The organism is Bordetella sp. BOR01 (assembly GCF_019218885.1).
GTDB lineage: Bacteria > Pseudomonadota > Gammaproteobacteria > Burkholderiales > Burkholderiaceae_B > Bordetella_A.
In genome coordinates, this window is sequence record NZ_JAHUWT010000001.1 from 446,054 (window position 1) to 457,358 (window position 11,305).

Sequence of the window (11,305 nt, forward strand, 5' to 3'; positions counted from 1 at the left end):
ATAAGACCTCCATTCGTCTGTTGATCTGGGACTGAATCCGGCGGCCTTTCCGTCGTGGTTCGTGTTGTTTCCCGATGACTGAATTCTGCGCGCGTCCGAACCTGGGATAAACCCTGATTTATTGAAAATATTTTTCCATTTTTCGGAGCAATCGGCTCAAGTTCCTTGATTTCGGTGGAGTTATGGCAACAGGCGCTCCCCGAACCCCAGGGTGCGGCTGCGATGAACCAAAAAAAAGCCGGCCCAGGGGGGCCGGCACCAAGCTGAACCGATTGATCGTTATGGGGTGGTTTTCTTCGGCGGGGTGAAGTCACCCGCCACCGCCGTGCTGAAAGCCGACGGCTGCAGGTACTTGCGCAGTGTGGCATTGACGGTATCCGGTGCCAGGGCGGCGATCTGGCGGTCCATTTCGGCCGACCATTCGAACGTGCGTCCGCGCTTCAGGTAACTGACCCAGGTCGATGCCAGCACGCTGTCTTGCGCGCGGGCCAGCTTGCGGTAGTTGAGCAGGGCGGCGATACCGTCTTTCACTTCTTCGGCGGTGAAGCCGTCTTTCAGCACCCGGGCCAGTTCTTCGCCGATGGCTTTTTCAAGCCGCTCGCGGTTTTGCGGGGCATAGATGGCGTAGATGGTCCAGCTTGCGGTGGGCTCGAACGAAGACACCGCCAGGTTGCTGCGCACGTTGTACGACAGCCCGTCGGTTTCGCGCACCCGGCTCCACAGGCGCGAGGTCTCGGACGTGCCCAGCAGGAAGTTGGCCAGGTACAGCGCCGGGAAGTCGGTGTTGGTATCTTGCAGCTCGAGCGGCATGCGCGAGATAAAGAACGCGTTGGCCTTGTCGGGCGTATCGATGTCGAAGCGCTGTGCCTTGATGGCCCGGTAGGGGTCGGGCAGGCGGGTATAGGCCGGGGCCTGCTGCCAGTCTTTGAGGCCCGTGGTCATGGCCTGTTTCAGCGCGGCCGCGTCGAAATCCCCCACGGCCGAGAACTTGATGTGGCCGGCGCCGTAGAAGCGCTCGTGGAAAGCGGCCAGCGCATCGCGGTCGATCTTGTCGGCTTCGGCCAGTGCTTCGTCGAAGGTGGGTACATAGCGCACGTCGTCGGCGGGCCACGGGTTGTCCTGGCGCGCCAGCGCGCGCGAGGCCAGGGCCGTGGGTTCGGTCATGGCGCTGCGGATCGACGTGAGCGCCTGGCGCTGGTATTCCTCGACCTGGACCTTGGGGAAATTGGCGTGGCGTACGACATCCAGCACCAGGGCGACCAGCTCAGGCAAGTGTTCGCCCGCTGCCGACATGGAAACCGTGAGATCGGTACCCGAACCGTTGAATTCGACCTGGGCCTGCAAGGCATCGAAGCGGTCCTGGATTTCCTGGCGCGACAGCGTGGATGTACCGCGCTCGAGCAGGTCGGCCGCGGCCGCGGCATTGACGCGCTGGCCGCGCAGGCTGTCGGCGTCGCCGAACTGGATCAGCAATTCGGCCTGGACGCGGCCGCCGCGCGTGGCCTTGGGCAGCAGGGCCAATTGCACTGCGCCATTGGGCAGGCTGAGCTGGCTGCGCTGGGTCAGTTTGTCGATGTTCTCGGGTGTCGGATCGAAGGCGTCGGCCTGCTTGAAGTCGGGGTCGCCCTGGTAGTCTTTCAAGAGGCTGGCCAGGTCGGGGCGTTGTACCAGCGGCGCGCGCTGGGGTTTCTGGGTGGGGATGTAGCGGCCTTCGGTGCGATTGCTGCCCACCAGATAGGTGGTGGCCACGCGTTGCACGTCTTCTAGCTTGGCGTCGCGCGCCCGGTCGCGTTGCAGGAAGAACAGGCGCCAGTCGCCGCTTGCAATCGCTTCGGAAAGGGCCACGCCAATTTTTTCGGGATCGGAATACACCTGTTGCCAGGCGGTCAGCCACTTGCTGCGGGCACGGTCGAGTTCCGCCTGGGTGAAGGGTTTGTCGGACAGGGACTCCAGGGTGGACGTCAGTACCTGAAGCGCCTTGTCCTGGTCCATGCCGGGCTGCAACTGCGCGCCGAACATGGCTACGCCCGGGTCGAGTTGATCCATCGTGAACCCGAACACGTCGGTGGCCAGCTTGGTGGGTACCAGCGCGTGGTACAGGCGTCCCGAGGGCGTATCGGCCAGGATGGTGGTGGCCAGGTCGAAGGGCACGTAGTCGAGGCTGCCGGCGGCCGGGATGTGGTACATGGCCGCCACCAGCGGGGTGCCGCCCGCCCGGCGCAGGGTAATGGCGCGTTCGCCATCTTGTACGGGCTCGACGGTGTATTCGGATGGCAGCGTGCGCTGCGGCCTGGGCAGCTTGCCCAGGGTGTCCTTGATGGCATCCAGGGTGGTCTGCGGGTCGAACTTGCCGGCCACGATCAGCACCGCATTATCGGGCTGGTAATACTGGTGGTAGAACTCGCGCAACTGGGCGACATCGACGTTCTCGACGTCGGAGCGCGCGCCGATGGTGCTCTTGCCGTAGTTATGCCACTGATAGGCCGTGGCCTGCATTTTCTGCATCAGGACGCGGAACGGGTTGTTCTCGCCGCTTTCCATTTCGTTGCGCACCACGGTCATCTCGGAATCGAGGTCTTCCTTGGCGATCAGCGAATTGACCATGGCGTCGGCCTGCCAGCCCAGGTACCACTTCAGGGTCTCGGGGTCGGCGGCGAAGCTGGCGAAGTAGTTGGTGCGGTCGGACGAGGTGGAGCCATTGGCCTGCAGGCCGCGCCGCGAGAACTCGCCCAGCGCATTGCGTATCGTGGGGGTGCCCTTGAACAGCATGTGCTCGAGCAGGTGGGCCATGCCGGTCTGGCCGTAGTTTTCCTGGCGCGAGCCGACCAGGTACGTCATGTTGACGGTGGTGGTGGGCTTGGATGCGTCGGGCGCCAGCAGGATGCGCAGCCCGTTGGGCAACCGGTATTCGGTGATGCCCTCGACCGAGGCAATCTCGGTCACGCCCGCCGGGACCGGGGCGGCACCGGCCTGAAAGGCCAGGAAAGAGGTGATCAGCAGGGCGTTCAAACGGGCCGACAGCCCCGATAGCGAAAGACGCATGGCAAGTATCCATGTAACGGACGAATGTCGTTGGAGTGTATACGCGTCGGATGGTTCCTATTTGAACCGCTCCCCGTCGCGGGTGTAAGCTGTTGAAAACAGAGCTATTCCAGACGGACTGCGCGACAGCCTGCAGCGGGCTTTCCGTCTTGCGCTTCGCTGGCCCCTCGTGGCCCAGGGGCGTGTCGTTCGCGCGTTCACCGCCGGCTGTCCTGTGCCGGCCACAACCCGACCGGAGGAACGACGGCCATGCTGACCGATCTCGTCACGCGCGCCCTGTCCCAGCTCATGGGTGCGCCGCTTAGCCAAGACCGCATCAAAGGACGATTCCGCTACGCCTACGCCAGCGACGACGGCCAGTTCGTCGCCATCCTGGGCCATGACCTGACCACTTATGTGGTGGATGTGCCGGCCCAGCGCTATTTTGCCGAATGTGGCGGCTCGCCGCGCGGCTTTGCCGGGCATGTGCTGGAAATGGAAGGCCTGGCCACGCAACGGCGTGCCTGGCCGGCGGCCAACGAGCTATTCGACCTGGACATGGACGGCGAGGATATTTCCTGGCGCCGCTGTCCGGGGCCGCAGACGCATTTCGACATACAAGAAGGGCGTACGCGGGCGGCTTAGGGGCAATTCAGGGCGCCAGGCATCCGCCCGGGGCAGCATCCGGGGGCATCTGTGCGGTCCAGGTTTCACTACAATTCCTGCCATGACGCCTTATGCCGCCCCGCAATACCCCGTACCCGCCGACGCCATCCTGGTCGAGTGCCGGCATGACCGCCACGCCGAAGCCATTCTGGCAATTTTCAACGACGCCATCCTGACCTCTACGGCCCTGTATGACTACCGGCCGCGGACCCTGGCGTCGATGCAGGGCTGGTTCCAGGCCAAGGAAGCGGGCGGTTTTCCTGTGGTGGGCCTGGAAAACGAAGCCGGCGAACTGATGGGGTTTGCCAGTTATGGCGTGTTTCGCGCTTATCCGGCCAACAAGTACACGTTCGAGCATTCGGTCTATATCGATGCCCGCTTCCGGGGCCGGGGCCTGGGCGAGGCGCTGATGCGCATCCTGATCGACAGGGCGCATCTGCGCCAGGTGCATGTGCTGGTCGGCAGCATCGATGCCACCAACACCGGCAGTATCCGGCTGCACGAGAAGCTGGGCTTCGTGCATGCCGGCACGATCCGGCAAGCGGGCTTCAAGTTCGGCCGCTGGCTGGACCTGGCGTTCTACCAGCTGACGCTGGATACGCCGGCCGACCCGGTCGACGGCTGAGCCCGGCCGCGGCCGGGCTTACTTCGACAGCAAGCGCATGGCCTGTTCCAGGCCCGCCACCGTAACGGGGTACATGCGTTGCTGCATGATGTCGTGCAGCAGCGCGATCGATTGCCGGTATTGCCATGACGCCGTGGGTTCGGGATTGAGCCAGACGGCCTTGGGCCAGGCGTCCAGCAGCCGGCGCAGCCATACGGCACCGGCTTCTTTGTTGTAGTGCTCTACCGAGCCGCCGGGTTGCAGGATCTCGTAGGGGCTCATGGTGGCGTCGCCCACGATGATCAGCCGCCAGTCGGGGTTGTACTTGCGCAGCACGTCCCAGGTATCGAAGCGTTCGTTCTGGCGCCGGCTATTGCTTTGCCACAGGCTTTCGTATGGGCAATTGTGGAAGTAATAGACCTCCAGGTGGCGAAACTCGCTGCGGGCGGCCGAGAACAGTTCTTCGACCCGCGCGATGTGGTCGTCCATGCTGCCGCCCACGTCCAGCAGCATCAGCACCTTGACCGTATTGTGGCGTTCGGGCACCAGGCGCAGGTCCAGGTGGCCGGCATTGCGCGCGGTACTGGCGATCGTGTCGTCCAGGTCCAGTTCCAGGTCGGCGCCTTCACGGGCAAAACGCCGCAAGCGGCGCAGCGCCACCTTGAAGTTGCGTATGCCCAGTTCAAGCTGGTCGTCGTAGTCGCGGAACTGGCGCATGTCCCACACCTTGACAGCGCTGCGATTGCCGGCTGAATCGCCGCCGACGCGAATGCCCTCGGGGTGGTAGCCGCTATTGCCGAACGGCGAGGTGCCACCGGTGCCGATCCACTTGCTGCCGCCCGCGTGGCGCTCTTTCTGTTCTTCCAGCCGCTGCTTGAACAGTTCCATCAGCTTGTCCCAGCCGTGCTGCTTGATGGCGGCTTTTTCTTCGGGAGTCAGGCTTTTTTCGAACTGCTTGATCAGCCAGTCGACAGGAATTTCCTTGCCCGCGGGCAGGGCGGCCTCGATGCCCCGATAGTACGAGCCGAAGGCCGCATCGTAGCGGTCGTACAGCGACTCGTCCTTGACCAGAGCCGCGCGCGCCAGGTAATAGAAGCTGTCCAGCGTGGGCGCCATTACATCGTGGCGCAAGGCGTCGAGCAGGGTCAGGTATTCCTTGACCGAGACCGGCAGTTTGTGGGCGCGCAGGTGGTAGAAGAAATCGATCAGCATGATGGCTGGCGGCGGCGGGTCAGCGCCGGGCGTTGCCGCGCGTCATGGCGGCCAGGCGCTCCAGCAGCTGCACATCCTGCTCGTTCTTGAGCAGGGCGCCGGCCATCATGGGCACCGCAGCGGCTGCGTGGGCATTGATCTGATCCGCCGTGGCGCCTTCGGCCAGCAGCAGGCGCAGCCAGTCCAGCAGTTCGGATGTAGAGGGCTTTTTCTTCAGCCCGGGCGCTTCGCGCAGGGCGAAGAAAGTGTCCAGGGCGGCGCGCAGCACATCCTGCTTCAGGTCGGGAAAATGCACATCCACGATATCGCGCATGGTGTCGCGGTCGGGGAAGCGGATGTAATGGAAGAAGCAGCGGCGCAAGAACGCATCGGGCAGGTCTTTCTCGTTGTTCGACGTAATGATGACCAGCGGCCGATGGCGTGCCGCGATGGTCTCGCGCGTTTCATACACATGGAATTCCATGCGGTCGAGTTCGCGCAGCAGGTCGTTGGGAAACTCGATGTCGGCCTTGTCGATTTCATCGATCAGCAACACCACCGGTTCGGGGGCGTCGAATGCCTGCCACAGGGTGCCCTGGACGATGTAGTTGCGGATGTCGCGTACTTTTTCGTCGCCCAGTTGCGAGTCGCGCAGGCGCGACACGGCATCGTATTCGTACAGGCCCTGGTGCGCCTTGGTGGTGGACTTGATGTGCCATTGCAGCAGTGGCCGGCCCAGTGCCAGGGCGACTTCCTCGGCCAGCATGGTCTTGCCCGTGCCGGGTTCGCCCTTGATCAGCAAGGGCCGCTGCAGGGTCAGCGCGGCATTGACGGCCAGTTTCAGATCGTCGGTAGCGACGTAGCGATCGGTTCCTTCGAAGCGGGATACGGCGGGACTCTGGGCAGCAGACATGGGCGATGGCGGATGAGTGAGGCGCGGGCAGGCCGCGCACGGGTTGGTATGGCTCGGGAACAATTATCGTACAATCGCAGGGTTTTGTTAGCTGGGCACAGACCCGGCGCTCATCCCTAGTCCAGTTTTCAGCCTTACCAAGAGCCATTCCAATGAAGTTGAGAACCTCTCTGTCCGCGCTGGCCATGGTGGCGTCCTGTTCGGTCGCTGGTCAGGCGGCCGCCGCCGATGCAGCGCCGGTCGGCAACGTCCAGAACGCCCGCGACAAAATCTCCATGTGCATCGGATGCCACGGCATTCCGGGCTACAAAGCCAGTTTCCCCGAGCTGTACCACGTTCCGATGATCGCCGGGCAAAATGCCAAGTACATCGAAGCGGCCCTCCACGAGTACAAGAAAGGCGCGCGCAGTCATCCCACCATGGATGCCATCGCCGGCAGCCTGAGCGACCAGGATATTGCCGACCTGGCTGCGTACTACTCCAATCTCAAGTGATGCGAGGGCAAACCATGAAACGCTATACGCTGACCCTCGCGGGCGCCATCCTGGCCGCTGCCGGTTGCGCCGCGCAGGCGCAAGACCTGGCTGCCGGCAAGGCTGTCTTCGACAAGTTCAACTGTGCCTCGTGCCATGGCGCCGATGCCAAGACCTCGGTGGATCCGTCCTATCCGGTCCTGGCTGGCCAGCATGCCGATTACCTGGTGCAGGCACTGAAGTCGTACAAGCGCGGCGCGGCCGGTGCGCCCGCCTCGTCGAACACGCGCAAGAACCCCATCATGGGGGCCTTTGCGGCACAGTTGTCCGATCAGGACATCGAGCACGTGGCCGCCTGGCTGGCGGCCCAGCCCAGCGACCTGGGCGTGCGCAAGTAAGACGCAGGCCCCGCTGTACCAGAGAAAAGCCGTCCCGCGTCGCGGGGCGGTTTTTTGTTTTGGGCTGCCGCGCACCGCAGGCGCGGGGGGCCGGGCTAGCGTCCGGCGCGCTGTCGGATCAGTTCGATATAGGCGTCGCTGTCCAGCGGACTGCCCAGCCGCTGGGCTTCCCAGACCACCTGGCCCAGGCATTCCATGATTTCGTGGGCGGCATGGTGGGCATCGCTGCGGCCAACCAGCCTTTGGTAGGCGGCACGAATGCCGCGCGGGTGGTCGATGGACAACTGCTCAGCGATCGCCAGGTGCATCGACAGGTGCAGGAAGGGGTTGGTGCGGCCTTGCTCGACCGGGTATTCGGCCGTCATGGCCTCGGGGTGTTCAAGGTCGCCGTGGTATTCGGGGTGCTCGATGACCCAGTCCAGCGCCATGGACTCGAGCGGCGTCAGGACTTCGGCGGCGCGATGCTTGCGCCAAGCCTCGATGAAGAACTCGCGGACTTGGTCGCGGGACGGGTTGAACATGGGTGCAACAGCTGACAAATACGGACGAAGGCTCTATTTTACGCCCCCCCAGGGCATCCCTCGCGGACGCGGCGCCTCTGCGCGAGATAGAATTGAAGCATGTCCGCCATCCGGCCCGGTAGCTTCGGGACTTTTCCCGCCTGCCTCCGTGCCCCGGCCAGGCGAGCGCGCAAAACCACCCGGAGCAACTGGAGCATTCATGTCCTACCAACATATCAAGGTTCCCGCAGGGGGCCGGAAAATCACGGTCAATGCCGATTTCTCGCTAAGCGTGCCCGACCAGGCCATCGTCCCGTACATCGAGGGTGACGGCACCGGTGGCGACATCACCCCCGTCATGATCAAGGTCGTGGATGCCGCCGTCCAGAAGGCCTACGGCGGCAAGCGCAAGATCCACTGGATGGAAGTCTATGCCGGCGAGAAGGCCACCAAGGTGTACGGCCCCGATGTTTGGCTGCCCGAAGAAACCCTCGACGTCGTGAAAGACTACGTGGTGTCGATCAAGGGCCCCCTGACCACCCCGGTGGGTGGTGGCATTCGTTCGCTGAACGTAGCGCTGCGCCAGCAACTCGACCTGTACGTCTGCCTGCGCCCGGTGCGCTACTTCAAGGGCGTGCCTTCGCCCGTGCGCGAACCGGAAAAGACCGACATGGTCATTTTTCGCGAGAACTCCGAAGACATCTACGCCGGAATCGAATACCAGGCCGAATCCGAGCAGGCCAAGGAACTGATCCAGTTCCTGCAGACCAAGCTGGGCGTGAAGAAAATCCGTTTCCCGAACACCTCGTCGATCGGCATCAAGCCGGTGTCGCGCGAAGGCACCGAGCGCCTGGTGCGCAAGGCCATGCAGTACGCCATCGACAACAACCGCGCTTCGGTCACGCTGGTGCACAAGGGCAACATCATGAAGTTCACCGAAGGTGGCTTCCGCGATTGGGGCTATGAGCTGGCCCAGAAGGAATTCGGCGCCCAGCTGATCGACGGCGGCCCGTGGTGCAAGTTCAAGAATCCCAAGACCGGCCGCGAGATCGTCGTCAAGGATTCCATCGCCGACGCCTTCCTGCAGCAGATCCTGCTGCGCCCGGCCGAATACGACGTCATCGCCACGCTGAACCTGAACGGCGACTACATTTCCGACGCCCTGGCTGCGCAGGTAGGCGGCATCGGCATCGCCCCGGGCGCCAACCTGTCCGACTCGGTGGCCATGTTCGAAGCCACCCACGGCACCGCCCCCAAGTATGCCGGCAAAGACTACGTCAATCCCGGTTCCGAGATCCTGTCGGCCGAGATGATGCTGCGCCATATGGGCTGGACCGAAGCCGCCGACCTGATCATTTCCAGCATGGAAAAATCCATCCTGTCCAAGCAGGTCACGTACGACTTCGCTCGCTTGCTGGAAGGCGCTACCCAGGTTTCGTGCTCGGGTTTCGGCCAGGTCATGATCGACAACATGTAATGCCCGGCTGGGCGGCTTGCCCGCCCGCTGTCGAAAGCCGTCCTTTGGGCGGCTTTTTTTATATAGGGTTGTAACTCATGGACAAATATTGCCCGGATGTATTAAAACCAGTCCCGATGTTTGCGCCCGCCGATAAAAAATTAATGGGCGCATGCAAGAAAACATGGCCTTGCCAGGGAGCGCGGCGTTCCGCCACCTTGTGTCGTGTTGCTGGCACGCCATAGATCGCTCGTGTGAAAAAGTGTATTAAGTAACTCTATATTTCGTACCTAAATGTTTCTTCATGGGGAAACGGCCATATTTTCGCTTTCGGCGGAAAAATTTTGATTCCTCGTGTAGTTCCTGGTTTTGGTGGAAGCATCAGCATTCCCTAACGTATGGGTTCGAACTGTCTCCGCGGGTGGAGGCAGGCGGCTTTCACTCTATTGATCGGGATGAGGAAATGAAACTAACAAAAACCTTGCTCGTCGGCGCAATTCTTGCCGGCATCGGCGGCACCGCGGCTGCAGAGACGTCGGTGACTTTGTACGGCTTGATTGACGTCGGGATCACCTACCAACGCGGTAAGGTCGGCACCCAAGACGCGAATCGTGGCCAATATGGTGGCAGCTATCAATCCCGCATCGGCATGACCGACGGCATCCAGAGCGGTTCGCGCTGGGGCCTGCGCGGCACCGAAGACCTGGGTGATGGCCTGTCGGCAATCTTCGTGCTGGAAAGCGGCTTCGGCGCCAGCAACGGCAACAGCAAGCAGGGCGATCGCCTGTTTGGCCGTCAAGCCACCATCGGCCTGAACCACGACTCGTTCGGTCGCCTTGACCTGGGCCGCCAGACCAACATCGCGTCGAAGTACTTCTCCGATATCGATCCGTTCTCGCTCAGCTACCTGAACTCGTCGATGGGTTCGGCGTTCAGCGCAGCCGACACGGTTCGCTATGACAACATGGTCATGTACCAAACCCCCAGCTGGAGCGGCTTCCAGGGTGGTATTGGCTACTCGTTCTCGACCGACGATGTCGAAGGCCCGACCAACTTCGAGACCGACGACAACAATAAGGCCATTACGGCCGGTTTGCGCTATGTCAGCGGCCCGCTGCAAGTGGCCTTCACGTATGACCAGCAGTTCCGCGAGCCCAGCCAGCCGCAACCCCAGCAATTCATCCTGGGCGCTGCCTATGACTTCGAAGTCGTGAAGCTGTCGCTGGCCTATGGCCGTACCAAAGACGGCGTGTTCCTGGGTCAAGACTTCGACCTGGGCGGCGGCCGCGTCAACCCCAACACCCCTGCCAAGGGCCTGGGCAACACCAATGACCGCTTCACCTGGGACGGCCTGAAAATCAATTCGTACCTGGTTGGTTTGAGCGCTCCGATCGGCGGCGCCAGCAACGTGTTCGCCTCGTGGCAACGTGCTGATCCCAACAAGGATCTGGAAGCCATGGACATCTACAGCGTGGGCTACACCTACGACTTGTCCAAGCGGACCAACCTGTACGCGGTGGGTTCGTATGCTGACGGCTATGCGTTTGTCGACGGCAACAAGATGATGACTGTCGGCGTCGGTCTGCGTCACCGCTTCTGATCAGGGTACGGGTTGCCCTTTTTCCGAGCGGAGTCGGGGCACCTTGTTCTTGCCATCCACGATGTGGGTGGCTTTTTTTATGCCTGTATGGATTGCGTATAGGCCGGCCCGCCGCGTTCGGCGATGCGCTGGCGGTTCATGGCCAGCGCCTGGGCGGTGGGCGTCCAGTCGCCCCATAATGCGGCCGGAATGTCCGCATGGACGTCGGCGAGCGGCTCCAGGAACGTCGGCTGGTAGCCGCGCCGCTGCATTTCCTGCACGAGTTCGCCGTGGCGCCTGGCCAGGTAGCCCAGCCGCGTGTAGAAAAACAGCAGGTGGCCCTTGCCCAGGGTGTAATCGGCCGGGCTGGGCACAGGGCCGCGTTGCCAGGCTTTGCGGGCCAGGGCAAAGACACGCGGCAGTTCACGGTATTCGGCCACCAGGTGCTGGCGGGTGAGTTCCTGGACCGGGACGCAGTTGATGCGGGTCATGGGCGGGCGAGGC

The 11,305-nt window shown here is 62.8% G+C and carries 11 protein-coding genes; 6 read left to right on the forward strand and 5 right to left on the reverse strand.

Annotated features, from left to right (window positions below; translation table 11 throughout):
• Positions 1-279: 279 nt before the first annotated feature.
• Positions 280-3,042, reverse strand: coding sequence for a pitrilysin family protein (locus KW845_RS02130; RefSeq protein ID WP_218367525.1), 2,763 nt, complete (start codon positions 3,040-3,042; stop codon positions 280-282).
• A 249-nt stretch (positions 3,043-3,291) separates the two neighbouring features.
• On the opposite strand from KW845_RS02130, the gene KW845_RS02135 reads away from it, so the two are divergent.
• Together KW845_RS02135 and KW845_RS02140 are read left to right on the forward strand one after the other, a co-directional pair.
• Positions 3,292-3,666: a hypothetical protein gene (locus tag KW845_RS02135; protein ID WP_218367526.1), complete on the forward strand. Its 375-nt coding sequence runs from the start codon at positions 3,292-3,294 to the stop codon at positions 3,664-3,666.
• Between the two features lie 82 nt (positions 3,667-3,748).
• The gene (locus tag KW845_RS02140; protein WP_218367527.1) at positions 3,749-4,312 is read left to right on the forward strand and encodes a GNAT family N-acetyltransferase; all 564 of its coding nucleotides are present in this window, start codon (positions 3,749-3,751) and stop codon (positions 4,310-4,312) included.
• Between the two features lie 18 nt (positions 4,313-4,330).
• On the opposite strand, the gene KW845_RS02145 is transcribed toward KW845_RS02140, so the two are convergent.
• Positions 4,331-5,503: a VWA domain-containing protein gene (locus tag KW845_RS02145; protein WP_218367528.1), complete on the reverse strand. Its 1,173-nt coding sequence runs from the start codon at positions 5,501-5,503 to the stop codon at positions 4,331-4,333.
• A 19-nt stretch (positions 5,504-5,522) separates the two neighbouring features.
• On the reverse strand, positions 5,523-6,395 hold the full coding sequence (locus KW845_RS02150) for a MoxR family ATPase (RefSeq protein WP_218367529.1): 873 nt from the start codon (positions 6,393-6,395) through the stop codon (positions 5,523-5,525).
• Between the two features lie 152 nt (positions 6,396-6,547).
• On the opposite strand from KW845_RS02150, the gene KW845_RS02155 reads away from it, so the two are divergent.
• Together KW845_RS02155 and KW845_RS02160 are read left to right on the forward strand one after the other, a co-directional pair.
• Complete coding sequence (locus tag KW845_RS02155; RefSeq protein WP_218367530.1) at positions 6,548-6,889, forward strand: cytochrome c; 342 nt, start codon at positions 6,548-6,550, stop codon at positions 6,887-6,889.
• 14 nt (positions 6,890-6,903) lie between these two features.
• Complete coding sequence (locus tag KW845_RS02160) at positions 6,904-7,266, forward strand: cytochrome c (protein WP_218367531.1); 363 nt, start codon at positions 6,904-6,906, stop codon at positions 7,264-7,266.
• A gap of 95 nt (positions 7,267-7,361) precedes the next feature.
• Here the strand turns inward: KW845_RS02160 and KW845_RS02165 are convergent, their stop codons facing one another.
• A complete protein-coding gene (locus tag KW845_RS02165; RefSeq protein ID WP_218367532.1) occupies positions 7,362-7,787 on the reverse strand; it encodes a DUF1841 family protein in 426 nt (141 codons plus the stop codon).
• 199 nt (positions 7,788-7,986) lie between these two features.
• Here KW845_RS02165 and icd point away from each other — a divergent pair, with 199 nt between their 5' ends.
• Together icd and KW845_RS02175 are read left to right on the forward strand one after the other, a co-directional pair.
• On the forward strand, positions 7,987-9,243 hold the full coding sequence (gene icd / locus KW845_RS02170) for an NADP-dependent isocitrate dehydrogenase (protein WP_218367533.1): 1,257 nt from the start codon (positions 7,987-7,989) through the stop codon (positions 9,241-9,243).
• A gap of 442 nt (positions 9,244-9,685) precedes the next feature.
• Complete coding sequence (locus KW845_RS02175) at positions 9,686-10,822, forward strand: porin (RefSeq protein WP_218367534.1); 1,137 nt, start codon at positions 9,686-9,688, stop codon at positions 10,820-10,822.
• A gap of 77 nt (positions 10,823-10,899) precedes the next feature.
• Here the strand turns inward: KW845_RS02175 and KW845_RS02180 are convergent, their stop codons facing one another.
• A complete protein-coding gene (locus KW845_RS02180) occupies positions 10,900-11,292 on the reverse strand; it encodes a pyrimidine dimer DNA glycosylase/endonuclease V (RefSeq protein WP_218367535.1) in 393 nt (130 codons plus the stop codon).
• Positions 11,293-11,305 lie beyond the last annotated feature (13 nt).